Consider the following 24,859-nt stretch of genomic DNA (forward strand, 5'->3'; position numbering starts at 1 on the left):
TCTTGATCGAAACTGTATCAGAGACCGGCAGTACCAATGCAGATATTCTGGAACGCCTGCGTAATGGCAACAGGCTGAACGAAGGCGACTGGCTGCGTGCTGAGCGACAGACCAGAGGACGGGGCCGTTTGGGGCGCGAATGGCAAAGCCCGATGGGCAATCTGCATTGCAGCACTCTGGTAATTCTGCGCCCGTCTGACCATTCAGCTGCAACACTCTCCATGGTCGCCGGTTTGGCCGTTTATGATTGTGTGAGACGCTGCTTGTCTGATCACACGGTGATGCTGCTGAAATGGCCTAATGATCTCTTGATCCGAGGTGAAAAGATCGCCGGCATATTGCTTGAACGGCAAGACGACTGCGTCGTCGTCGGGATTGGCATTAATGTCAGCCACGCGCCCGCTATTTCAGGGCGAAAGACAACCGATATCGTCTGCGAGAATAACAAATTCGAAAGCGGTCCGGGAGAGCTTCTCAACATGCTGGCCGGTCACTTCGCAAAACGTCTGGCCGAGTGGCGTGCTCAATCACTCTCCCATACCGCGCTGGAATGGGCGATCCGCAGCCACCGGTTCAATGATCGGCTGCGCGTGACTGGGTCTGACGGTAAGGTATTGCAAGGTTACTATCGGGGTATCACGCCTGATTGCGGCCTGCGTATTCAGCCGATTGATAGCCAGGAACAAGTCGTTCATGCAGGCGATGTGTCGCTGCTTTGGGACGATGATGAGGAGATGGCATAATGCTGCTCGCAGTCGATGTCGGAAACACCAATATCGTATTCGCCCTGTTCGATGGGTCGGAGATCCGCGGCCGCTGGCGTATTGCCAGCGATCCCCGGCGGACAGGTGATGAATACGCCACCTGGCTTACGCAATTGCTGGCGATGGAAGGCATAGAACGCAGTGCCATCAAGCGTATTATCTATTCTTCAGTAGTTCCGCGCGCAGAACACAATCTGTCGGTTCTGGCCAAGAAATATTTCGATATCGATCCGTTGTTTGCCGGTCAGGGGGAGGTGGCATGGGATTTCGAAATTGATGTGGAACAGCCTCACACGCTCGGTGCAGACCGCGCGCTTAATTGCATCGCTGCGCATGAACTTGTGGGCGGGGATATGATCGTGGTCGATTTCGGTACCGCAACAAAATTCGAGGCGATTGATTATAATGGTGCGTATAAGGGCGGCATTATCGCCCCTGGGATAAACCTTTCGCTTGATGCGCTTGTCGGCAAGACTGCAAAGCTCCCGCGCATTGCCATTCGCGCGCCAAAAGGGAGTAGCGTAATCGGCCGCAATACCGAGGAGCAGATGCTTATCGGAGTGTTCTGGGGCTATGTCGCGATGATGGAAGGCCTCATCGATCGGATGAAGGCCCAAATAGGTCGTCCGGTAAAGGTTGTCGCAACCGGTGGGCTCGCCATATTGTTTGATGAGAAAACCGACATCTTTGACGTGATTGACGCCGATCTTACTATACGCGGTCTCCAGATTCTGGCCGATCGTGCAGGAACACAATGAAGAAAAATTATACTCCGCAGGATGAACTGCTGTTTCTTGCTCTTGGAGGGTCGGGCGAGATCGGCATGAATGTCAATCTTTACGGCTGTCAGGGCAAGTGGCTGATGGTGGACCTTGGCATGAGCTTTGGCAGCAATGAATATCCGGGCACCGAGCTTATGTTCGCCGATCCTGAATTCATTGAAGAGCGAGCCAAGGATCTCCTCGCCATCGTGCTGACCCATGCGCATGAGGACCACATAGGCGCGATCCCCTATTTCGCGACCGAACTGGGTGTGCCGTTATATGCAACACCATTCACCGCCGACCTGATTCGACGCAAGCTGGACGAGGCTGGGCTGACCCGCTCTGTCGAACTGAACGTCATCAATGACGATCACGGCAGCTTTGATATCGGGCCTTTCGGTATCACCTATCTCCCGCTGGCGCATTCCATCGCAGAGGGTAACGCCCTGTTGATCGAAACACCATATGGCCGCGTTTTCCACACTGGCGACTGGAAGCTCGACGATGAGCCGATCATTGGCGAACCGACGACGGAGCAAGAGCTGATCGAGATCGGCGATGAAGGCGTTCTCGCGCTAGTTTGCGATTCCACCAATGTATTCAATCCCATGCCATCGGGAAGCGAAGGCGCCGTCCATCGCGGATTACTGGAAGAAGTGCGCAAGCATGGTGGCAAACGTGTGCTTGTCACGACGTTTGCCTCCAATGTGGCGCGGCTACAGACATTAGGCGAAGTCGCACGCGAAACGGGGCGGCAGCTGTGTGTTGCGGGACGGTCTCTCGATCGCATTATCGAGGTCGCCAAGGACAATGGCTATTTGCAGAACTTCCCCGGAACGGTAAATTTCGACGAGGCGATGGATATACCGCGCGGCCAGATCATGATCCTTGCAACAGGCGGACAGGGCGAACCGCGTGCAGCCCTCAGCCGGATAGCAGAGGACAAACATCCCTTGTCGCTGGTGTCTGGTGATGTGGTACTGTTTTCAAGCCGCGTCATTCCGGGGAATGATCTTGCCATCGGCCGCATCCAGAACATGCTTGCCGAACGCGGCATCGTGATGGTCAGCGACCGGCAGAGCGAAATCCACGTTTCTGGACATCCAGGGCGACCTGAACTCGAAGCCCTTTACGGTTGGTTGCAACCTGAAATTCTTGTGCCCGTGCATGGTGAGATGCGCCATATGCAGGAACAGGGCAGGGTGGGCCGTTTAAGCGGTATCCCGCAGGCCATTGTGCAGAAGAATGGCGATATTATTCGTCTTGCCCCGGGAAAGCCGGAGAAGCTGGCCGAAGTTCACACCGGGCGGCTCGTTCTTGATGGAGACATTATCGTGCCCGCCAATGGCGATGCTGTAACCATGCGACGACGCCTGTCGCGCGATGGTTTGCTGATCGTTGTGCTTGACGGCCAGGGCGGAGTAGAGATTGACGCTGTCGGCCTGCCGCTGGATGAAGATTATCCCGATTTTGTTGCCGAGGCACAGGCCGATGTGGTCGAGGCGCTGATGAAGCTGCGCAAGGGCCGCAAGGATGATCCCGCCGCAATACATGAAGCTGCGCGACTTGCTGCCCGTCGGGCGGCCCAGCGCTGGTCTGGCAAGAAACCGCAAACGCGCGTGATTATGCTGGGCGATGACAACCGGGCGGAATCATGAAAATTACATCGATCGTCGCGATCTACGCGCTATTCTGGGTAATGAGCGCATTCCTGCTGCTACCATTTGGGGTGCGAACCGCTGACGAAGTCGGGGCGGAAAAGGTCCCCGGTCAGGCTGATAGTGCTCCTGTCAATTTCCGCCCTGGCAGGCTGGTTTTGCGCGCGACCGCCATCGCCGCTTTGTTATCTGCGTTGTATATCGCCAATTATCTGGAAGGTTGGGTGACAATCGAAGACATAAACATCTTCGGCACCCCACCGGGTTATGGACCTGAAGACAATTGAGAAAAGGCTAGACCGCCAGTGCTTAGGCACGCAGCCTGTCAATTGCCTGTGCCAATGCTACATAGAGCTTACCCGCGTCACTCGAGAGCAGCGTAACCGCCAGCGCATTGCCATCGCGGGTAGACAATACCTCGCGTAGCATGGACTCAAAATCATGGATAAAACGATTGACCGTTTCGCGGAAATCGCTGTCTTCGCCATAGATATCGGCTACCGCCCGTGAATCCTGACGGTCGAGCATGCGCACGGCACTCCGCGTGAAAATGCCGCGGTCTCCACGTAAGTATTGCATCCATTGCGTATCGGAGACTTCGTTATCGAAGGCCTTGGCAATGTCGATGGAAGAGGAATTGAGTGCCTCTGTGATGAGTGCGATGCGGCGGGAAAAATCTCCATCGACATTCTCTTCTGCACGCTCGCGCGCATAGGAAATGCGCTGTTCCAGATTGGCCGCCAATTCATTCACCCGTGCAAGTTGATCGCGCAGGGCCGTAGTAGTCTCATGGCCCCTTGCGGCAGCTTGCGAAATTGCATCGTCAAGTTCAGCGATGGCTGCCTGCGTATCTGCCTTGATTGCCTCGGCTACGCGGTCGCGGCTCTGTTCGGATATTTTTCCAGCAATCTCTTCAATCACTTCTTGCTGATTTTCGCGAAGGCTGTCTAGTGCCTCTGATGCGGAGCCGGACAGCAATTGCAGGGCCTCCCGCAATTCGTTGCCAGTACGTTCGGCAAGCTTTTCGCTTTCGGCCGTCACGGTCCCGATTTGCAACTCAAGCGCTTGCAGATGACCGAGCGTGGAGGAGCTTGTCTCATTCGCCGCACCAACATGCGCAGCCAGTGTTTCGCCCCGCGCCTCTGCATCTTCGACAAGGCCTTTCAGGCTGACCGCTTCCTGCATGAAACTGGCAAGCTTTGCTTCTGCGTGATCGATGGAATTGGCCAGTGTGCTTTCTGAATATTCCCCGCCGGAACGGATAATCTCGAGCAGGCGAACCCCATCATCGGTCAATTTCGCAATACGGCCGGAGTTTTCTTCAAGAGCCGCACGGCTCTGTGCGAGACGATCAGCGAATTCATCCGCTGCCTCGCCCAGCATGCCATGTGTGTCTTCACCTTCACGGGCAAGGCGACGCATATTGTCGTCAATCTCGCTCACCCGCCCGAAAAGGCCTTCGCTCCGTTCTGCGAGGACGGCGAGGGTGTTGGCATACTCCACCTTGCGTTCAGCCATACGCTTGTCAAAGTCCGAGATGCGAGTGTCGAGCTCGGCCAATTCACGGGCTTCACGGGAAGCAATTTCTTCCCTTCTGCGTTCCAGTTCACTGTCGAATGCAGCCAGACCGCCAGTTATTCTGGCATCCACCAGGCCGGCTTCTTCAGACAATGCAGCGAGCCGCTGGCGGGCGCCTTCCATCGCCTTCTCATCAGCATGTGAAATGTGATCCAGTGCTTCGCCCATGCGCGCCTCCAGCCCGGCAATGGCCTGTGTCCACACGCCCGTCATCTGTACGCGCTCTTCGTCCAGATTGACGAGCAATTGGTCCCCTTGCACGGTCAATGCCGCAAGACGATCCTGCATGGCAGCGATAGCAGCATCTTCGGCTTCGCGTTGCTGATCATTGCGCTCCTTGAGGGTGGTGGCCAGTTCGTCTGCGCGCAATTGCAGAGAGGCAAGCGCCGCATCTTCGGATTTGACCATATCGGTGCGGAAGGCTTCGCTCACTTCGCGAAGCTTGCCAAAACGCGCCTGCGTAACGTCGCCAAGGGCAGCTACCTGATGATCGAACGAGGTGAGCGTGGCGGAGACCTTTTCCCCGATCTGCGTGACGTGTCTTTCGCCGATTTCGCCAAACTGGTTGAGGCGATCAAATCCATCGACAAGTGCGCTGATCTGCTGGTGCGCAACATTTCCGGCATTGCCGATCTGATTGCTCATATCGCGCGCTGCATTGGTCAGAACTGGCAGTTGGTCGCGCAAATGCTCCATATTATGGACTGCATTATCGCTGACCACACCGATCAACTCTACCTGCGCGCTATTGTCTTTAACAAGAGCCTGAAGGTGATCCGCATGGCTCGATAGGCGCTCTGCCGCCACACGGCCCAGCGTTTCAAGATCGCGCGATTGCGAGGCGATAAATTCACGGGCGAGGCTCAGTTCACGATTGACGACGACCAGACGCGTTTCAAGCTGCGCCGATTCATACGAAAGGGCCCGTGCAGCGTCGGTAAACCGATTTGCTTCCCGGCGACTGTTGCGCATTGCGAGCATCCATAGGCCAATGACCAGCAAAACAGGCACCGACCAATTGACGATCCACTGCGACCATTGCTCCGCCGAAGCTCCTGCCGTGATCTCAGCTAAATGGACCCATCCGAAAAAACCCGTCCACCCCAAGATGGCCAGAGCTGCAAATGTTGGCACGATCCACAGCCCACGCGGGCGTGAAGGCGCCTCTTTCTCCCAAAACTCTTCCTCATGCGCGCCTTCTTCCAAAGACGCGGGCTCGGCTACATTTACGATGTCGGCATCATGCTCGTCCTGCCCGAATGTCGGCGCAGTCAGAGTTTCATTTCCGTCACCAAGCGACATGAGATTTCGGCGGCGTGTCATTCGATTTCATTAACACAATGCAAAGGGCTTGAAACCCTGCCTTAACAGGTTCTCCGCCATGAAAGCGCGCATGACCTACGCAAATAGCGACTTCGAGCTTACCTTGACGGCAGCGGCCGGAGATGACCCATCGTTGATGGCGGAATTGCGCGCCGGATTCATGCAGAGCCTCACGGGTCAGGTAGAGTTGCTGCGTCGATCCCGCTGTGATGCCAATTGGCGAATCACGGCAGAGCGGTTGCGCGGCTTGGGGGCAAGTTTCCACGCAGGTGAACTCATAACGCTCGCGCAAGAAGCCATTGATGACGCGCCAGGCGATCCTACCGTCCTGGTCAAGCTGGGCACGCTGACTTCCAGATTTTCCGTGACCAATTGACGGGTTTGCTTGGCAGCGCGCCGCGCTGGCCCTAGCCTGCACGAACCTATTCAATGTCAGGAGCAAGGTCACTTGCGGGCCGCACTCATCAATCTTCCGCAACCGGGGGAGGGCACACAGCCCGCCATAGCCGGTAAGTCGATCGCGCAGCGGCAATTGCTGTTCGCGCGTGAATGCGGTTGCACGATGATCATTGCCCATGGCGGAGGAGCTTCGCCCGAAGCCCATGCGCTGCGCCATGCAACAGAAAAGGCGGGGATGCGATTTGCCGTCATAAGTAATAGCCATGCCTTGCCCGGCGCCGTTGGTGATGATGACAGCCTGCTTGTTCTGCAACCCGGCCTCCTGCCCGAAGCACAACAAGCGCTCGATCTGCTACGGGCCGAAGGGGATCGTCTGCTCGTAGTTTCCGCAGGCCCCGGCACAGCGGCGGGCTTCGAACGGATAGATCTCGATCGCGCATGGGCAGGGGCACTTACCATTCCGGGCCGCTTGCTGTCCGGCCTCAACAGCCTGCTCGAAGATGCTGCACCCCATGCTGCGCTGTTGCGTGTGGCGTTACAGAAAAAGCTTCCGGAAGCGAGACTTGCAGATTCCCTGCTCGATGACGGGGGCTGGATGGTGGTGGGCGATAGCGAGACGGCCAGCTTGCGGGAAAAGAGCTGGTTGCACGCCAATCTCGGCAGATATTCGCCGATGGCCCCATCACGCTGGCTTGCACGCGAAGGTGTCGCGCGGGCCGGCGCGTGGTTGCTGGACAAGAGCTGGATGCAACCTGCGCTGCTGGTGCTCGCCGCTTTGCTTGCTGGCGGTTCGATCACTTTGGCATGGTATGGCTATCCTGTCCTAGCATTTGCTCTTGTGGCAATTTGCGCGCCGGTCATCGAAACGTTTCTGGCGCTCTCACGCCTTGCTGTCGCGCCATTTGGCAATATCGACCGTCTGACGCTGCTCAGGCATGCAGTCGATATAGCGCTGCTGGTCGTCGGAACATTATCTATTGACGGACTGTGGTATCGCTCTGTCTTTCCGCCATTCGTGCTTATTGTCGCGCTGATCATGTTGGACCGGGGCAAAGTAGATGGAATTTTCGAGCCTTTGCGGGATCGGGCTTTAGTGGTTGGCGTAATCGCTGCTCTTGCCTTCCTTGCAGGGCCCGAGATTGCAATAATGCTACTGGCGGCAGTGGTGATTACCGCGCGGCTCGCCTCCACCGCCAAGCACAGCGGCTAACGCGGAATTAACGGTAGCAAGGTATCACGCCCGCATGAGCGACAATGGCCAATCCGGTGCTTCGGCCCTTTCGATGGAGGACGACCTGCATGCATCCCTTGCGCGCGGCAATGTCACACTTGCCAGCGCCACGCCAATTTTACAGCATTTGCTCGAAAATCACGATCGCACCATGTTCAGCGATGAAATCATCGCGCGCATTGGTGGAATGGTCATGCATGTTGCACGCCAGATCCACGATCTTCTGGAAGCAAATTCCGAGAAGGAGTTCGATGGCTCTCAATTCGTCGACCTTTCCAAGGCGTTTGCCAGTGCGATTTCGGGCAATTCAGAGTTTCTGACACATCTCCATGCGCTGGCGATAGAGACGCAGATGACCGAGCGATTGAGCGAGCGCAGCGGTCTTGATCCGGTATTATCGCCATTGCTTCAGGATTTCGTCGCTTCAGGTGAAGAAGAAGTTGCCACTGCTGCAATGCGGGCCCTGGCTGCGCAGGCGAGGTTCGTGCAGCACCAGAGACGCATGGAACTGCCCCTTTCCGAATTACCGGAACCCCTATTCGATTTATTGCTGCGATATCTCGATGAATTGGGGGGGCAGTTTGTCGATACCAACAAGATAGCACCAAGCTTGCGCGCGCACTATGACCCTGCAAAAGCCCGCACCGCGCAGCTATGTGCCGTGTTGAAGGCAATGCCCTATGCTCCTGTTCATGCGTTGGAAATCGATCACGCCGGTGTCGCCTTTTTCCTGACCGCACTGCATTTGGCATCCGGTGAAACGCGCGATGTCCTGGCGCTTGCGCTATGCGAATCGCAGGTTGCAAGGCTCTCCCTCTCACTTCGCTGTGGAAGCGCCGAAACTTCTGAAATATCGCAACTCCTTTCCGTCCTCCATCCGGACGTCAAGGTGCCCGAAGGCGTGGCCGGACTGGACCCCACCACCGCTGTTGCCATGCTGGCACAGACAAGGATGGATCAATAAACTGATGGCATCGGCTAAGATCATCTCTGCGCGCGCCCGCACCGATGCCGAGGACCGGCTGATCGAAGCGGAAGAGCCGCTGGCGAGTTTTCACCTGCGTGCAGGCGGCAAATTGCCTGGTCCCCTTGTCACACCGGCGTTGCTGGAACTGGTGCGCATGGCCCGCAAGACCGGACAGAGTCAGTCACGCGCGATAAAGGCGCAGGATTCGCTCGAAGCCATATCTGCATGGGCGGAAGTTGTGCCGGGCAAGGCTGGAACGATGATCAAGGTCAGTGCGTGGAAGGCGGAGGAGCTAGTACCAGACACAATTGTCCCTGAAACCAATCAAAGGTTTGCACTTGTTCGCCACCTTGCGGGCCTGAGCGCGCGGCTTGGCACTGCACAAGAGATACTGGCCGTAGATTGGTCGGCGCGCGATCTGGACAGTCTTGGCGAAGCCATGATGGCCGGTGTCGGCATGCCCTGGACCGATTTCGCGCCACCCAAAGATTTCGATCAGCGTCAACCGATGCACTGGCGTATGCTTGATGGCGTCAAGGTCTCAGTTCCAGGAACCAGCCGGATATGGGCCGCTCAGATTGTGCCACTTGGGCGGACAGAACCGGGGAGTGACGGATTCGAACTCTATCTCGTCCCTGACAGGCCATTGGCCGACGCTCCAAGGGCCGTTTCACGCAAGCCTGATCGCGGTGCAGGCATCGGTCGCGAAGTTGCGCCTGTCCTGCGCCAGCCCGTCAGCCGGATCATTGCGAATGCCGAGACTATCCGCACCCAGCTTGCCGGTCCACTGGCCGATGAATACAGCAATTATGCCGCTGATATCGCCGCTGCGGGTGAGCACCTGCTGGCCCTGATCGACGATCTTACGACGCTGGAGATGGTGGAAGACGAGGATTTCTCCCCCGCGCCCGACCCCATTGATCTTGCCGATGTTGCGCGCCGCGCTGCTGGAATCCTGGGGGTCCGCGCGAAGGACAGGGGCATAATTCTCAACCCGCCTACGGATAACGAGTGCATCCCCGCAATCGGAGAATTCAGGCGCACTCTGCAAGTCCTGCTGAACCTGGTGGGCAATGCCATCCGCTATTCGCCGGAGGGTGGGCAAGTCTGGCTGCGCGTTGAAAAGGGCAAAGGAACAGCCAGCGTGACCGTCTCCGACCAGGGTGAGGGTCTTAACGAGGCAGAGCAAAGCCGCGTTTTCACTAAGTTCGAAAGGCTTGGGCGCAAGGGAGACGGTGGATCGGGCCTCGGCCTGTATATCTCCCGGCGCTTGGCAGAGGCCATGGATGGCAGGCTGACAGTAAAGAGCGCGAAGGGGCAGGGTGCCCACTTCACGCTCGAAATTCCTGCGGACCCGGAAGGCTGACGCTCCCGGTATCCGCTTGCTCAAATGTAATTAGCGATCGTTGACCATGATGTAATCGCGCTCGGTCGGTCCGGTGTAAAGTTGGCGCGGACGGCCGATCACCTGACCAGGATCGGAAATCATTTCATTCCATTGCGCGATCCAGCCCACGGTGCGGGCAAGGGCGAACAATGCAGTGAACATGGTTGTCGGGAAGCCGATTGCCGACAGGATGATGCCGGAATAGAAATCGACATTCGGGAACAGCTTCTTTTCCTGGAAATACGGATCGCTGAGTGCGATTTCTTCCAGACGAAGTGCTGTTTCGAAAACCGGATCCTTGACTTTAAGAACGTCGAACACTTCGCGCACAGTCTTTTGCATCACCGTGGCACGCGGATCGTAGTTCTTATAGACGCGGTGACCAAATCCCATCAGGCGGAACGGATCGTTCTTGTCCTTGGCGCGCTCGATATAGTGCGGGATGCGATCGGGCGTACCGATTTCGCGCAGCATGTTGAGCGCGGCTTCATTCGCGCCGCCATGCGCCGGGCCCCACAGGCACGCGATACCAGCGGATATGCAGGCAAATGGGTTCGCGCCCGAAGAACCGGCAAGCCGCACAGTGGATGTCGAGGCGTTCTGTTCGTGATCGGCGTGTAGGATGAAGATACGATCCATCGCCTTTTCAACCGCGGGAACAACTTCATATTCCTCTGCCGGAACGCCGAAGGTCATGCGCAGGAAATTTCCAGTGTAGCTGAGGCTGTTGTCAGGCTGCATGAAAGGCTGGCCGACCGCATATTTATACGCCCATGCCGCAATTGTCGGCATTTTGGCGATCAGGCGATGGCTAGAAATCTTGCGATGTTCCGGATCGGAAATATCGGTGCTGTCGTGATAGAAGGAGCTGAGCGCGCCAACCACGCCGCACATAATCGCCATAGGGTGCGCATCACGGCGGAAACCCTGGTAGAACTGCCGCATCTGGTCATGCAGCATGGTGTGATAGGTGATCGTGTGCGTGAAATCGTCGAGAACGTCCTGCTTGGGCAGTTCCCCATTCAGCATCAGATAGGCCACTTCCATGAAGCTGGAATGTTCAGCCAATTGGCCAATGGGATAGCCACGGTGAAGCAGCACACCTTCATCGCCATCGATATATGTCAGTGCGCTTTCGCAGCTGGCAGTCGATTTATACCCGGGATCAAATGTGAATCTGCCGGTCTTGCCGTAGAGTTTGCGGATATCGATGACATCGGGTCCACAACTTCCCTCCAGCGTCGGAAAATCGAAACTTTCGCTGCCAATTGCCAGTTCTGCCTGCTTATCTGCCAATGGGGTTCTCCTTTATATATTTTATATTATACTTCGCTGCACGGCCGTTCAGACCGTAACCTGCGCATCAATCCGCGCGAGGCTTTCCTCCCTTCCCAGGAGGACGAGCACATCGAAAATTCCGGGCGAGGTAGTTTGCCCTGTGAGCGCCGCACGAAGCGGCTGCGCAAGTTTGCCAAGGCCGAGACCCAGCTCTTCCGCGTAGGCTTTCAGATTGGCCTCCAGCGCGGTTAATGTCCAGTCAGATTCCGCATGCAGACGCCCGGAAATGGCAGAAAGCCGCGTCTGCGCCTCGCCATCCAGCAATGCTGCCGCCTTCTCATCCATATCCAATGGCCGCGACTTGAACAAAAAGGCTGCACCATCGGCCAGTTCGCTTAAATTCCGGGCGCGTGTCTTGAATACAGGCATGGCATTTGTCAGCACCGCCACATCAGCTTGCGGGCCGATGGCATCCGCCGTTAAACGTGCGAGGCGAGCATCATCGGCGGCGCGAATGTAGTTACCATTCATGTTCAGCAGCTTTTTCATGTCGAACCGGCTCGGTCCTTTGCCGACGGCCTCGATATCGAAAAGTGCGATGGCTTCTTCGCGGCTGAATTCTTCCTGGTCGCCATGCCCCCACCCAAGCCGCAGGAGGTAATTGAACAGCGCTTCGGGAAGAATGCCCATCTCGCGGTAATCGCGTACGCCCAATGCGCCGTGGCGCTTGGACAGCTTGGCGCCATCATTGCCATGGATGAGCGGGACGTGGGCGTAAACCGGCCGTTCCCAGCCATCTTCTACGCCTTGCATTGCCTCAATCACCTGCATCTGGCGAAAGGCATTGTTCAAGTGATCATCACCGCGGATTATGTGGGTGCAACCCATATCCATGTCATCGACCACCACAGCGAGCATATAGGTCGGAGTGCCATCAGCGCGCAACAGGATGAAATCGTCAATCTCGCGATTGTCGACCTTGACGCGCCCTTGCACAGCGTCCTCAATTATCGTTTCGCCGCCTTCGGGAGTTTTGATACGAATGGTGAATTCGGCACCCTCCGGCGCTTCGACCGGATCGCGATCGCGCCAGCGCCCGTCATAGCGTATCGGCTGCTTTGCCGCGCGCTGCTGTTCGCGCATTTCGGACAATTCTTCGGTTGTGGCGAAACACTTATAGGCCTTGCCCGCATCCAGCAACTTTTGCGCGACTTCAGCGTGACGGTCTGCGCGCTCACTCTGGAACACGGTTTCCCCGTCAAATTCCAATCCCAGCCAGTCTAGCCCATCAAGGATCACGTCAATCGCCTCCTGCGTGGAGCGCTTCTTGTCCGTATCTTCGATCCGCAGGAGAGCCTTGCCACCTAGGTGACGGGCATAAAGCCAGCTAAACAGGCCAGTTCGGGCGTTTCCGATATGCAGGAAACCGGTGGGGCTGGGGGCAAAACGCGTGATAACAGGACGCTGTGTACCCAATCCATTGCCATCCGAACTTGCCATAATTGTATGATTCCTGTCCAAGATCCCGAATGGCTACGCAGCCGCCACCTTTAGTCCCCCTAGGAGAAGACGAGCGTGATGCTGCGATGCAGCACACGCCTTGGCGAAAGCGTGTCGCTTTGTCCAGTATGGCAGAGACTGCGGAGCAATTTCTCGACACGGCAGGCTTTGACCGGGGGCCTTGGCTGGCGGTGGCGCTGGCTGCGGGCATTGGTGCATGGTTCGTCCTGCCAAATGGGACAGGTTGGGTCGCCGCCATGGCCAGCGGGTTGCTTCTGGCGATGGGCGCTCTTGCTGTCTGGAAAGGACGGATGGACCGCACCAATCTTGTCACTGCGCTTGTTGCCTGTGGCCTGCTCTTTGCCTTTGGCACCGGTCTGATCTGGGCAAGATCCGCCATTGTCGGCGCAGAGGCATTTGATTGGCCCATGTCCGAACGGGTAGAAGGCCGTGTGCTCGAAAGAATCGAGCAACCAGCGCAGGATCGTGTGCGATTGGTGCTTGCCATCCGCAGTCCTGAAGATGGCGCGCCAGTGCGGATCAGGGTCAATGTTCCGCTTGAACTAGCGACCCCGGAAATGGGTGAGGGCGCCCTTGTTCGTGCGCAGGCGCGGTTGATGCCGCCTGCCTCGTCAATGCTGCCGGGCGGATACAATTTTGCGCGCGCGGCATGGTTCAATGGATTGGCGGCAACCGGTAGCCTTCAGGGCGAAATCGAGGTGGTTGAGCCAGCTCCGCCCGGCGAGGCCGTAATCGCTGGCATACAACGCCGCCTTTCCGCGCATGTGCGACAGCAATTGGGTGGTTCGGCAGGAAGTATCGCTGCAGCATTCGCCAGCGGGGATCGCGGCGCCATCATAGCAGCGGATGAAGATGCGATGCGCGATGCGGGACTTACTCACCTGCTGTCCATCAGTGGCCTGCATGTGAGTGCCGTTATCGCTGCAACCTATGTTCTGGCCATAAAGCTGCTGGCGTTCTGGCCGTGGCTCACCTTGCGCGTGCGGCTTCCTGTAGTGGCAGCTGCTGTCGCGGCCATGGGGGGCATTGGCTACACCCTCTTGACCGGCGCGCAGGTGCCAACGGTGCGCAGCTGCATTGGCGCGGTGCTGGTGTTGATCGCGCTTGCATTAGGACGGGAACCGTTATCTTTGCGGATGGTGGCGGTGGCAGCCGTTGCGGTGATGCTTGCCTGGCCTGAAACGCTTGTCGGGCCGAGCTTCCAGATGAGTTTCTGCGCTGTCATCGCCATTGTCGCGCTGCATAATGCAGAACCGGTCAAGCGTTTTCTAGCACCGCGAGAGGAAAGCTGGTTCACCCGTACCGGAAGGCGCGCGGTGATGCTTTTGGTGACCGGTATGGTCATTGAAATTGCCTTGATGCCGGTCGTGTTGTTTCACTTTCACCGGGCAGGTGTTTACGGAGCACTGGCAAATGTAATCGCGATACCTCTTGTCACTTTCGTCTCCATGCCGCTGATTGCAATTGCATTGCTGTTCGACGTCATAGGTGCCGGCGCACCATTCTGGTGGTTGGCTGGTAATTCCCTCGATCTCTTGATTGGCATTGCTCATTTCACATCGAGCCAGCCCGGTGCAGTGAAGCTCGTCCCGCAAATGACATTGCCCACCATCGCCCTGTTCATGGCAGGCGGATTATGGCTGGCATTATGGAGGGGAAGGGCGCGATTATTGGGCTTTATCCCTGCAACTATCGCGACAATATTGCTCCTCATCACGCCAATTCCCGATGTGCTGATTTCTGCCGATGGACGGCATGTAGGTATAACTGGTGAAGGTGACGGCCTTCTGGTGCTTCGTGACACGCGCAGTGACTTTACCCGTGACAATCTGCTCGAACTATCCGGAGTGGAGGGCGATACGATCCCCCTCGCACAATGGCCGGCCGCGCAGTGTAGTCCGGACTTTTGCGCATTGACATTGGAGCGAGGCGGACGTTCCTGGCATCTGTTGATGAGCCGTAGCAGAGATATCGTCGCCGAAAGAGCATTGGCCGCAGCGTGCGAGCGGGCCGATATCGTCGTTTCAGATCGCTGGCTTCCTCGCAGCTGCATGCCAGGCTGGCTGAAGGCTGACCGGCGCATGCTTGAGGCCAATGGCGGACTCGCTCTGAATCTCGAAAACAGGACAATGCGGACAGTTGCCCAAGGCGAGGGTGAACATGGGTGGTGGCGCGTGCGAGACGGCGATTGAACGCCGCCTAAAGCCGAAGCGCCCAATCAATGATAGCGGCGCAAAAGCCCTGCAAGCTTACCCTGAACTTCAATCTGGCTATCTGTGTAGACCTGCGGGTCATAGGAGGCATTAGCCGGATCAAGACGGATCTGGCCTCCATCGTGAAACAGATATTTCAGCGTAGCTTCCTCACCATTGACCAAGGCTACGACAATATCTCCGTCGCGCGCCGTGCTGGCCTTCTTCACCAATGCGAAGTCACCATCGAAAATGCCTGCCTCAATCATTGAATCGCCCGATACTTCCAACGCATAATGTTCGCCAGAGCCAAGCAGGGCTGCAGGAACGGGAAGAGTTTGGCTGCCTTCTAGCGCTTCGATCGGAACACCAGCGGCGATCCTGCCGTGCAGCGGGATTTCAACGACATCATTGGCTGGCTGGGGCGTGGCAGCCGGAGCTGTTGTGATCTTTGCCACGGGGTCACCGGACCCGAGGCTCTCCGGCATCTTGACCACTTCCAGAGCGCGGGCGCGGTTTGGCAAGCGCCGGATGAAGCCGCGTTCTTCAAGGGCAGAGATCAAACGATGCACGCCAGATTTGCTTTTTAGATCCAGCGCTTCCTTCATCTCCTCAAAACTGGGGGAGATGCCGCTATCTTCGAGACGGCGATGGATAAAAAGTAGCAATTCGTGCTGCTTGGCGGTCAACATCGAAATAATCCTCCGCAATGTTCCAACGATGGAACGAATGCAGAACAATTATGAAACAGATTCGCTTAAGTCAAGCGTTTCCGCCATTTTGGAGCAGATAGACATCCGCAACATCGCCGGTGATGGCCGGTGATGAATGTGGCGGTCGTTCGATAAGGGCATCTGAAGTTGCCAATGCGCGCACAGCGCTGCTGTCGCGCTGGCCAATCGGCGTGACACCGCCAGGACCAAGGCGCCCTCGAAGAAACTCTGCGCGCGGGCCGGTCGCTGGCAAATCTGTGCATAACGGCAGAGGCAATGCAATCGGGATCGGTTGGCGCGCTCCTGCCATATGGCGCAATAAGGGCAGGAGGAACAAATAGGCGATGACATAGCTCGACACCGGATTGCCGGGCAGGCCGAGTACGATCTTTTCTTCCTTTTGCGCCACCATAAGCGGTTTACCCGGCTTCACCGCTACCCGCCAGAATTCTATCGTGGCACCCCATTTTTCCAGTGCCGGAAGAACAAGATCGTGATCGCCCACAGAGGCCCCTCCGTTGGTGACGATAACATCAGCGTCGCCCACCTGTTCAAAAGCATTCAGAAGAGAATCGAGCTCGTCATCGACAGGTCCGATATGGAGGCATGTCGACGCCAGTGATTCGGCGAGGCTCGCGATCATCACACCATTGCTTGCAGGGACTTGATGACGGGACACTTTGGCAGGATCGGAAGCCAGTTCATCTCCGCTATCGATCACGCAGATGCGCGGACGACTACCGACTGCTACAGCCCCGTGCCCCCCGGAGATAGCGAGGGCGATCTGGGCGGGAGCGATCTTCATTCCCGCTTCCATCAGACAATCACCCACTGCAAAATCGAAGCCCATGCGCCTTATGTGTGCAGATGTTGCGGCGTCCTTGCCCGAAACACTGAGGTTATCGCCATCACGCAAAGCGTTTTCCTGCAGCAATATCGCGCCAGCTCCCTGCGGCATTATGGCGCCCGTGGATATCCGCACCGCTTCGCCGGATGACAATGCCTGCGGGCAGGGATGGCCCGCCGCACTTTCTCCGATGATGCGCCATGGTCCGCCAGTATCGCCAGCGGGCATGGCATAGCCATCCATCGCAGAAAGATCGGCCGGGGGGTGTGTTCGGCCTGCAATCAGGTCCTTTGCCAAATAACGCCCGCTGGCATCCGCAATTGGAATGGTCTCACTGTGCAAGACAGGGACAAGGGCAAGTAATCGAGCCTGCGCCTCTGCAAGCGGAATGGGGGCGGGCAAAGTCATTGTGCTTTGCGATCTGTGTGCCAGTCACCATTCTTGCCGCCAGTTTTCTCGATCAGCCGCACATCTTGAATGACCATGCCCTTCTCTAGCGCCTTTGCCATGTCATAAATGGTGAGCAAGGCGATGGATGCGGCGGTCAGGGCTTCCATTTCGACACCCGTTTTGCCGGTGAGAGCTGCACTTGCAGAAACCGTGATGCCACCGGCATCAAATGCGAAATCGACAATTACCTTATCGAGTGCAAGAGGATGACATAGCGGAATGAGATCGCCGGTCTTTTTCGCGGCCATAATTCCGGCAACGCGCGCCACCGCCAGCACGTCGCCTTTCGGCCCACTACCATCGCGAATGGCCTGCAGGGTGGGCGCCGACATGCGAATGTGGCCCTCTGCCCTGGCTGAACGCACCGTTGCGGATTTGCTGCCCACATCAACCATGCGGGCAGCGCCATTATCATCGAGATGAGTCAGCCGGGTCATTCAACTGACGTGCCATAACGCAAGCGGTCAGTATAGACAGGCAGTAAGTCTTTCCGATCAGTCCTTCAGCGACTGCGGGACGCGGCCACCTGCTGCGGCGAGTTTTTTCATGACCTGCTTGTGGAGCCAGATATTTTCCTCGGCTTTGCCCGAGTAATCACTGTCACCCAATTCATTGGCAAGTTCCTGCCGGTTGGAATAGCTGGGATCCAGACCGACCAGCTTCATCAGGTCGACTATAGACTCACGCCAATTGAGCTTGTCCGCATCATGCATGCCGTCCAGCCGTGCTTCGACATCGACTTCGGAAATGGCAGAGGTAGATGTACGGTTGAAGCCGGATGTCGCCGGCTTGGGAGCGGCGGCGGCTTTCTCTTCCTTGTCATCGCCAAAAATCGCGTTCTTGATAGAGCTGAAAATTCCCATCGGTTCGTTTCTCTTCCGGTGTCGTCGACCTTTGCTGCCATTATTCACACTAACGCACGAACAGACGATTGGTTGTAAATTCTAATGTCCGATCAGAGCTTTTGTCGCGCCGACGATATCTTCCTGCCGCATAAGGCTCTCACCCACGAGGAAAGACCGTACGCCAGACTTGGCGAGACGAACACAATCCCGGTGTGAACCTATACCGCTTTCGCCCACAAGAAGAGCATCGTCCGGGGCCATCGAGGCAAGCTTTTCGGTCGTGGCAAGATCAGTAGTGAATGTACGCAGGTCGCGATTATTGACCCCGATCAGTCGCGAAGTGAGATACTTCGACGCGCGCTCCATCTCCGTTTCATCATGCACTTCGATCAGCACATCCATTCCGCGTTCGAGCGCTGCCGCCTCTATCTCGGCCATCAGAATGTCATCGAGTGCAGCCACGATGACAAGGATGGCATCGGCCCCGATCATGCGGCTTTCGGCGACCTGCCACGGATCGACCATGAAATCCTTGCGCAGCACTGGCAATCGCGTGCTGGCACGCGCTTCCATCATGTAATCTTCATGGCCCTGAAAATAGGGCGCATCGGTCAGGACGGAAAGGCATGCTGCGCCACCCTTGGTATAATCCAGAGCATGCTGGTGCGGACGGAAATCAGCGCGGATCAAACCCTTCGATGGACTGGCCTTCTTGATTTCGGCAATCAGGGAAAAACCGGACGCTGCCTTTTCCTCCAATGCGCGGCGGAACCCTCTTGGCGCCGACGCTTCTCTTGCCAAATTGTCGCAATCATCGATTGTAAGAGCCGTCTTTCGAGTGGCAACTTCTTCGCGCTTGGTAGCGCATATTTCAGCAAGTCTGTCGCTCATTTCGCGGTGTCTATCCAGCAGGCGAGCAAGGCCTTCGCCAACCCCTTGTCAATTGCTTCTCCGGCTTCCTCAACTCCTTCTGACCAGCTTTCCACCACGCCCGCAACCAATAGCGCGCCGGCACTGTTGAACAGCACCGCGTCACGATAGGGGCCGGGCGCGCCCATCAATAACGCTTCGAGCGCCTTGGCATTGTGCATCGCATCCCCACCACGGATCGCTTCTACCGGAGCATGTGTCAGACCCGCTTCGCTTGCATCGACACGCCGCATGCGCACTTCGCGTCCCTGCACATCGGCCATTTCATTGCCTTCATCGAGACTGAGTTCGTCCAGCCCTTCATCACCTGAAACAATAAATGCCCGCTCAGTCCCCAAACGCGCCATCGCTTCGGCATAGATCGGAACGTAGGCAGGGCGCGCAATGCCGATCAGTTGGCGGCGTACGCGGGCAGGATTGGAAAGCGGGCCCATGAGATTGAAGATCGTGCGTTTGCCCAGCTTCTGCCGGATTGGTTGGATACGCGCCATTGCGGGATGGTGGTTCTTTGCGAACAGAAAGCAGATGCCGATTTCGGCCAGCGTCTTTTCTGCTGTCCGTCCGGCTGCATCCATATCCAGACCGAGCGCTTCCAGCGTATCTGCGGCGCCTGCCTTAGAGCTTGCCGCGCGGTTGCCATGTTTGGCGACCGGAACACCACAAGCAGCGACGATAAGGCTGACTGCGGTCGAGACATTGAGCGTGTGGTGCCCGTCGCCGCCAGTGCCGCAAACGTCGATCGCATTGTCGGGCGCCTCTATCGGGATGAGCCGTTTGCGCATGGCCAGCGCAGCTCCGGCGATTTCCTCTGCACGTTCGCCCCTGTCCGACAGATCGGAAAGAAAACGGGCGATCTCGTTATCTGAAGGCTCGCCATCCAGCATATCGGCAAAGGCACGCTCAGCATCCGCCTCGGTCAGCGCAATATCGGCAGGAGGCAGGACGCCGCTCATGCCGAAGTCTCCGCATTCAGGCGCGCAGGTTCCAGGCCGCAGATCTCTAGAAAATTGGCAAGCAATGCGTGGCCATGCTGCGTGGCGATGCTCTCGGGATGGAATTGCACCCCATGAATGGGCAAGTTGGCGTGGCGAAAGCCCATAGTGCAAGTTCCATCAAGACCGGGTGTCTCACTCATTGCGTTCACAACGAGACATTCAGGAATATCCTCCACGATCAGCGAGTGATAGCGCGTAGCATTATACGGTGAAGGCAGACCAGCAAAGACACCGCTGCCATCATGGTTCACCGGGCTGGTCTTGCCGTGCATCAACCCCCCGCGTGCCACCGTGCCTCCGAAATGCTGGCCGATCGCCTGATGGCCGAGACACACGCCGAGCAGCGGCATTCCATCATCGGCACAGGCGGCGACCAGATCGAGTGAGATGCCCGCTTCATTCGGCGTGCAGGGACCGGGGGAAATAAGCACACCCTTTGCTCCGCTCTGCATGGCCTGTGTCACGCTGATGGCATCATTGCGCTGCACTTCAACCTCTACGCCTAATTCCATCAGATAATGGACGAGGTTGAAAGTGAAGCTATCGTAATTGTCGATGACGAGGATCTGGCTCATTCCGCGATCTCTGCCCGATTCTGCACCACGATCAAGGGGCCGATGGATGCACCTGTGTCAAGCCGACCCGTGGCCGGGTCCCAGATCATCGAAACGCTGCCGTCAAGATATAGCGCATTGCCGACATTGAGGACATCGCGGTAATATCGTGCCAGCTTGCCGAAGCTGATCGGCGCTTCGCTGATGATGAAATGTGCGCGGCCCAAGGCATCGACACCAACTGCATTGCGGATTTTGCGCGATTGGCCGTCTGGCTGAATTTCGGGATGCAGTTCGCCTTTGATGACCAGCATCGGCCCGGATTGTGTCGCAAAATCTGGGCGGTCCTGAATGTCACGGGCGAAGGCAGGGGTATCCATCACCTGCCACGGGCCGCCTGTTCTTCCAAAAAATATGCCATTGGGCATGAGATGGAAATTGCCCGGCCCGTCATTCTGGTTGAGCATGCCGATCCGCCTGCCGTCCTCGACATAATAGCCGATTGGCATACCGTCTTCATCGAACATGCCCCCGTTCACCGCCAGTGCAATTTCAGGGCCATCCACCTCTTCTGTGAAATGTGCCAAAGCGCGAAGTGAGCGATAGGGCGTCTCATTCCCTTCAGGAGCCAGAACCACGCCAATCTCATGCTTCGCCGGTTCAACTGTACATAGGGTCAAAGGGGTCTGTTCGAACATGACGGGCTGACAGATCGATACCCGCACTTCCTCTTGCTCACCTTCGAAATGAATTTCGCACCCTGCAAGCAGGCCAAAAAAAGGGAGGGCGAGGGCGCGTATCTTCACTGCCCGAATTCTGACTGGTTGGCGATTTCCAATGCTTCACGCGCCGCGGCGATGAGTGCGCCTGCCTTGTGGCGGCATTCTGCAGCTTCGTAGGTAGGTTCGCTATCAGCCACAATTCCTGCGCCAGCCTGCACGTGCATCACACCATCCTTGACGACCGCGGTGCGCAATACGATGCAGCTATCAACAGAGCCATCCGGGGCGAAATAGCCCACTCCGCCAGCATAGGCGCCGCGTGTTTCCGGCTCCAGCTCTGCGATAATTTCGCAAGCTCTGACCTTGGGCGCACCGCTGACAGTGCCTGCCGGGAAACCTGCAAACAATGCGTCGAGCGAATCCTTGTCCTGCGCCAGCTTGCCAATCACATTGCTGACGATATGCATGACGTGGCTATATCGCTCTACGGTGAAGCTGTCGGTCACTGTCACGCTATTCCCCGCCGCCACGCGCCCGACATCGTTACGCCCCAGATCGAGCAGCATGAGATGTTCCGCGCATTCCTTGGGGTCGGCAAGCAGCCCTGCCTCGGCATCGCGATCTTCAGCATCGGATGCGCCGCGTGGCCTGGTTCCGGCGATAGGTCGGATCGTGATCTGCTTGTAACCCTCTGCATCATCCCGAACGCGCACCAGAATCTCTGGACTTGATCCGACAACTGCAAAGCCAGGGAGGTCGAGGAAATAGAGAAAGGGTGACGGGTTTATCCGCCGCAATGCGCGGTAGAGCGCCAGTGGCGGCAGCGGGAAGGGGCAAGTGAAACGCTGTGCCAGAACCACTTGAAAAATGTCGCCTGCCGCAATGTAATCCTTGGCCCGCAAGACGATCTTTTCATATTCGGCTTCATCCATTACGGGGGTAAGCATGCTGTCAGGCATATCCGCCAGCCTTGGCGCTGCCGGCACCTTTGCATCCAACTTGCGCAGTGCGGTGTCGATCTGCTCAACGGCGCGCTCTACCTTCCTGGCAGGATCGCCATTGTCGGCCCACAGTGGAGCAATGACAAACAACGCATCGGTGAGCCTGTCGAATATCAGCACCAGTGCAGGGCGCACGAAAAGCATATCCGGCAGTTCCAGCGGGCTCTGCGGCGCCCGTGGCAGTTTTTCGACCAAGCCTATGGTTTCATAACCGAAATAGCCGACCAGACATGCGAGCGCGGGCGGTAATTCGGCAGGCACATCAATCCGGCATGCTTGCGCAAGGTTTCGCAGTTCAGCCATGCTATCACCCGCCAGGGGCTCAAAAGCACTGCGATCTTGGCGCCAATTGCGGTTGATCTGCGCGCTGGCACCTGTGGCACGGAAAAGTAGATCCGGATCGAGACCGAGCAAGCTGTACCGCCCACGGATTTCACCGCCTTCGACCGATTCCAGCAGAAAATCGCCACGGCCTTCCTCGATCAGCTTGAGCGCGCCGCCCACTGGCGTTTCAGTGTCCGCGACGACCCGCTGCCAGACGAGCGTATTGCGACCCTGTGCCAAAGCCGTAAGGGCTTCTGCGCCATTGTTCACATTGCTGGCCGCAGTGGCGCTCAGAACCGCCTCCTTAATTGGTGGCACCGGTCAATTGCGCGCGGACGGCATCGATCCCGGTTTCGTTGCGCTCAATCTCTAGAGAACTTTGTGCGGCAGCAACAAATTGCGCAACATATTCGTCTCCAAGCGCACTGGATAGCTGTGCAGCTGTGCCTTGCACCTGCGGGCTGTCTGCGGCCAGTTCACCGGTTTCAATATTGTCCAGCTGCACGACAAACCAGCTCCCATTTTCCTGCGCGGCTACGCGCTTTGCTGTACCTTCTGCCATTGAGAAAAACAGGATTGTCGCACGGTTGATTTGCCCCTGTTCGGCCAATTGCTGGCGATTAAGGCGCAGGGGCTGGGCAGCAGGGAGGCTCACTTCTTCTTCTCGGACAGCGTCTGCCAAAGTTGTTCCGCTATCGACGCGCTCAAGCACCCGCGCTGCGGCCTGACCGGCTGCAGCCATGCCGCGCTCCCGGCGCCATTGCCTGATTACATCTTCGCGAATTTCAGCCAGCGGCGCGGTGGCACTACGGGTGATCTCGCTGACGTCAAATATGACATAGGCCTCACCAGGCACGATCTCCGTGATCGTGGCGTCGTTTGCGCTTATTTCAAAAGCGAAGCTGACAAGGCGAGCGAGTTCCGGTGGAGCTTCAGCTGCCTGACCATACACCCGGCCATCAGCGAGCAGGGGTGGTGTCGTTTCGATCTCGACGCCAAGTTCCTTCGCCGCCTCTGCCAGGGTGCGACCGCGCGAAAATTCATCTTCAAGCCGCTCGGTCAATTCGTTCAGGGATTCACGGCGACGCTCAGCCATAATCGTAGAGCGGATTTCTTCGCTGGCTTGCGCCAGAGAGCGGCCCGCGACATTTGTGACATTATCGACTCGAACCACATACCAGCCAAGACTACCCCTGACCGGGCCGGCTAGCGCGCCGCGAGCCGCGCCGAAAGCCGCTGTGGCAACCGCACGTGAAGCGGAAGACGCATATTCGTCGAGCTCGACATCTACGACTTCGGTAACTGCGAGACCCTTCGCCTGTGCAGACGCGTCTAGCGACATTCCGCCATTGACTTCATTGATGACGGCCTGTGCCGCTGCCTCTGTCGGAACCACAAGCTGGGTGAGGCTGCGTCGCTCCGTTTCTTGAAATTGCGTAGAATCGGCTTCATACCGCGCTGCAATCTGCGCATCGGTAACCGGCGGCACATCTGTAAGCGCATCTTCGGTAAAAGCCGCATAGCGGATAACCCGGCGCTCCGGACGGATATACTTTGCCCTGTTCTGTTGATAATATGCCTGTAGTTCTTCGTCGGTCGGATCTTCTGTGGGCGCGAATGCCTCGGCAGGGAACGTTGCGGCGGACCCTGATCGCGTTTCGTTCAACAATTGCGCATAGGTCCGGGCCAAGCTGGCAGGCATGCGTGACTGATAAGCCACGGGTACAACGGCCTGCCGCGCCAAAAGGCTGAGCGCCAGATCTTCGCGCACCGTGGCTTCTGAAAGGCCGCGCTGACGCAGTGAATTACGAAATGCCTCTCCGTCAAAGTTTCCGTCCGCGCCCTGAAAACCAGCTGCGCTCACAATCTCGCTATCGACAAGACGATTGCCTGCACGCAGGCCCAGCATCTCTGCAAATTCGGCGATCGCAGTTCGGCTCAGCATCTGATCTATAACATCGTCGAACCCGCCCTGAGCAATGAAGCCTTCCATCGACAGCGTGGGATTGTCCCCCCGGGCCTGCTGCAAGGAATTCGTCACATTCTGGCTGAGATCGGATGTCGAAATCGTGCGGTCCCCCACAACGGCCACCCTGTCACCACCGGCGACTCCGCCAAACATACCCGTATTGGCCACGTCCGAACTGGCAAATGCGACGGCGATCAGGCCGAGAAAGGCAAGCGTAATGACGATGCCGACCTTTGATTTGAAGAAATTGCGGAAGAGCTGAAGCATGCAAAGATCAATTCTTGCTTGGCCTTGTGGCCGTGATGTGACGGGCAGGACAGACGCCCTGTTTGATTTCGTCAGGCGCCTTATCTCGCATGCGACCCTGCCGCAACAGGGCGTGGACGGTTTCCCGCATTGTGAATAAGCGGCTTTGACAAGCGGGGTGCCTGCCATTAGCGCGCTCTG

General features: G+C 57.3%; 22 protein-coding genes. 9 read left to right on the forward strand and 13 right to left on the reverse strand.

What is annotated here, in order from left to right; translation table 11 throughout:
* Nucleotides 1–2 precede the first annotated feature (2 nt).
* Genes CP97_RS09520 through CP97_RS09535 form a run of 4 tightly spaced genes read left to right on the forward strand, consistent with a single transcriptional unit; the run spans nucleotide 3 to nucleotide 3,473 of the window.
* Nucleotides 3–743, forward strand: coding sequence for a biotin--[acetyl-CoA-carboxylase] ligase (locus CP97_RS09520; protein ID WP_048885740.1), 741 nt, complete (start codon nucleotides 3–5; stop codon nucleotides 741–743).
* Nucleotides 743–1,522, forward strand: coding sequence for a type III pantothenate kinase (locus CP97_RS09525; protein ID WP_048885741.1), 780 nt, complete (start codon nucleotides 743–745; stop codon nucleotides 1,520–1,522). Before CP97_RS09520 ends, CP97_RS09525 begins: the two co-directional genes overlap by 1 nt.
* Nucleotides 1,519–3,186 carry a ribonuclease J gene (locus tag CP97_RS09530; RefSeq protein WP_048885742.1) on the forward strand — a complete coding sequence of 556 codons (1,668 nt, stop codon included), beginning with the start codon at nucleotides 1,519–1,521 and terminating at the stop codon, nucleotides 3,184–3,186. The genes CP97_RS09525 and CP97_RS09530 overlap by 4 nt, the downstream gene beginning before the upstream one ends.
* Nucleotides 3,183–3,473, forward strand: a complete 291-nt coding sequence (locus CP97_RS09535) for a DUF1467 family protein (protein WP_048885743.1) — start codon at nucleotides 3,183–3,185, stop codon at nucleotides 3,471–3,473. Before CP97_RS09530 ends, CP97_RS09535 begins: the two co-directional genes overlap by 4 nt.
* A gap of 22 nt (nucleotides 3,474–3,495) precedes the next feature.
* Here the strand turns inward: CP97_RS09535 and CP97_RS09540 are convergent, their stop codons facing one another.
* A complete protein-coding gene (locus CP97_RS09540) occupies nucleotides 3,496–6,087 on the reverse strand; it encodes a hypothetical protein (RefSeq protein ID WP_048885744.1) in 2,592 nt (863 codons plus the stop codon).
* Nucleotides 6,088–6,157: 70 nt separating this feature from the next.
* Here CP97_RS09540 and CP97_RS09545 point away from each other — a divergent pair, with 70 nt between their 5' ends.
* The 4 genes from CP97_RS09545 to CP97_RS09560 all read left to right on the forward strand — a co-directional run bounded on the left by CP97_RS09545 (nucleotide 6,158) and on the right by CP97_RS09560 (nucleotide 10,050).
* Nucleotides 6,158–6,463, forward strand: coding sequence for a hypothetical protein (locus CP97_RS09545; protein WP_048886903.1), 306 nt, complete (start codon nucleotides 6,158–6,160; stop codon nucleotides 6,461–6,463).
* 72 nt (nucleotides 6,464–6,535) lie between these two features.
* A complete protein-coding gene (locus CP97_RS09550) occupies nucleotides 6,536–7,696 on the forward strand; it encodes a hypothetical protein (protein WP_063612410.1) in 1,161 nt (386 codons plus the stop codon).
* Between the two features lie 34 nt (nucleotides 7,697–7,730).
* On the forward strand, nucleotides 7,731–8,681 hold the full coding sequence (locus tag CP97_RS09555) for a hypothetical protein (protein ID WP_048885746.1): 951 nt from the start codon (nucleotides 7,731–7,733) through the stop codon (nucleotides 8,679–8,681).
* Between the two features lie 4 nt (nucleotides 8,682–8,685).
* Nucleotides 8,686–10,050, forward strand: a complete 1,365-nt coding sequence (locus CP97_RS09560; RefSeq protein WP_048885747.1) for a sensor histidine kinase — start codon at nucleotides 8,686–8,688, stop codon at nucleotides 10,048–10,050.
* A gap of 30 nt (nucleotides 10,051–10,080) precedes the next feature.
* Here CP97_RS09560 and CP97_RS09565 read toward each other — a convergent pair whose 3' ends face one another.
* Both CP97_RS09565 and gltX read right to left on the reverse strand, forming a co-directional pair.
* Nucleotides 10,081–11,367, reverse strand: coding sequence for a citrate synthase (locus CP97_RS09565; protein ID WP_048885748.1), 1,287 nt, complete (start codon nucleotides 11,365–11,367; stop codon nucleotides 10,081–10,083).
* 48 nt (nucleotides 11,368–11,415) lie between these two features.
* Complete coding sequence (gene gltX / locus CP97_RS09570; RefSeq protein WP_048885749.1) at nucleotides 11,416–12,849, reverse strand: glutamate--tRNA ligase; 1,434 nt, start codon at nucleotides 12,847–12,849, stop codon at nucleotides 11,416–11,418.
* 128 nt (nucleotides 12,850–12,977) lie between these two features.
* Here gltX and CP97_RS09575 point away from each other — a divergent pair, with 128 nt between their 5' ends.
* Nucleotides 12,978–15,062: a ComEC/Rec2 family competence protein gene (locus CP97_RS09575; RefSeq protein WP_227819716.1), complete on the forward strand. Its 2,085-nt coding sequence runs from the start codon at nucleotides 12,978–12,980 to the stop codon at nucleotides 15,060–15,062.
* A 26-nt stretch (nucleotides 15,063–15,088) separates the two neighbouring features.
* On the opposite strand, the gene lexA is transcribed toward CP97_RS09575, so the two are convergent.
* The 10 genes from lexA to CP97_RS09625 all read right to left on the reverse strand — a co-directional run bounded on the left by lexA (nucleotide 15,089) and on the right by CP97_RS09625 (nucleotide 24,679).
* A complete protein-coding gene (gene lexA / locus CP97_RS09580) occupies nucleotides 15,089–15,754 on the reverse strand; it encodes a transcriptional repressor LexA (RefSeq protein ID WP_048885751.1) in 666 nt (221 codons plus the stop codon).
* A gap of 70 nt (nucleotides 15,755–15,824) precedes the next feature.
* Entirely contained in the window at nucleotides 15,825–17,030 is a 1,206-nt protein-coding gene (locus tag CP97_RS09585) for a molybdopterin molybdotransferase MoeA (protein WP_048885752.1), read from the reverse strand.
* Nucleotides 17,027–17,509, reverse strand: a complete 483-nt coding sequence (gene moaC / locus CP97_RS09590; RefSeq protein WP_048885753.1) for a cyclic pyranopterin monophosphate synthase MoaC — start codon at nucleotides 17,507–17,509, stop codon at nucleotides 17,027–17,029. The genes CP97_RS09585 and moaC overlap by 4 nt, the downstream gene beginning before the upstream one ends.
* A gap of 57 nt (nucleotides 17,510–17,566) precedes the next feature.
* Nucleotides 17,567–17,935, reverse strand: coding sequence for a DUF3597 domain-containing protein (locus CP97_RS09595; protein WP_048885754.1), 369 nt, complete (start codon nucleotides 17,933–17,935; stop codon nucleotides 17,567–17,569).
* Between the two features lie 81 nt (nucleotides 17,936–18,016).
* On the reverse strand, nucleotides 18,017–18,808 hold the full coding sequence (gene trpC / locus CP97_RS09600) for an indole-3-glycerol phosphate synthase TrpC (RefSeq protein WP_048885755.1): 792 nt from the start codon (nucleotides 18,806–18,808) through the stop codon (nucleotides 18,017–18,019).
* On the reverse strand, nucleotides 18,805–19,800 hold the full coding sequence (gene trpD, locus CP97_RS09605) for an anthranilate phosphoribosyltransferase (RefSeq protein ID WP_048885756.1): 996 nt from the start codon (nucleotides 19,798–19,800) through the stop codon (nucleotides 18,805–18,807). The genes trpC and trpD overlap by 4 nt, the downstream gene beginning before the upstream one ends.
* Nucleotides 19,797–20,417, reverse strand: a complete 621-nt coding sequence (locus tag CP97_RS09610) for an anthranilate synthase component II (protein WP_048885757.1) — start codon at nucleotides 20,415–20,417, stop codon at nucleotides 19,797–19,799. Before CP97_RS09610 ends, trpD begins: the two co-directional genes overlap by 4 nt.
* Nucleotides 20,414–21,202, reverse strand: a complete 789-nt coding sequence (locus tag CP97_RS09615; RefSeq protein WP_053106620.1) for a phosphodiester glycosidase family protein — start codon at nucleotides 21,200–21,202, stop codon at nucleotides 20,414–20,416. The genes CP97_RS09610 and CP97_RS09615 overlap by 4 nt, the downstream gene beginning before the upstream one ends.
* A complete protein-coding gene (locus CP97_RS09620; RefSeq protein WP_048886905.1) occupies nucleotides 21,199–22,713 on the reverse strand; it encodes an anthranilate synthase component I family protein in 1,515 nt (504 codons plus the stop codon). The genes CP97_RS09615 and CP97_RS09620 overlap by 4 nt, the downstream gene beginning before the upstream one ends.
* A 34-nt stretch (nucleotides 22,714–22,747) precedes the next feature.
* A complete protein-coding gene (locus CP97_RS09625) occupies nucleotides 22,748–24,679 on the reverse strand; it encodes a peptidyl-prolyl cis-trans isomerase (protein WP_048885758.1) in 1,932 nt (643 codons plus the stop codon).
* Nucleotides 24,680–24,859 lie beyond the last annotated feature (180 nt).

The organism is Aurantiacibacter atlanticus, from assembly GCF_001077815.2.
GTDB classification, from domain to species: domain Bacteria; phylum Pseudomonadota; class Alphaproteobacteria; order Sphingomonadales; family Sphingomonadaceae; genus Alteraurantiacibacter; species Alteraurantiacibacter atlanticus.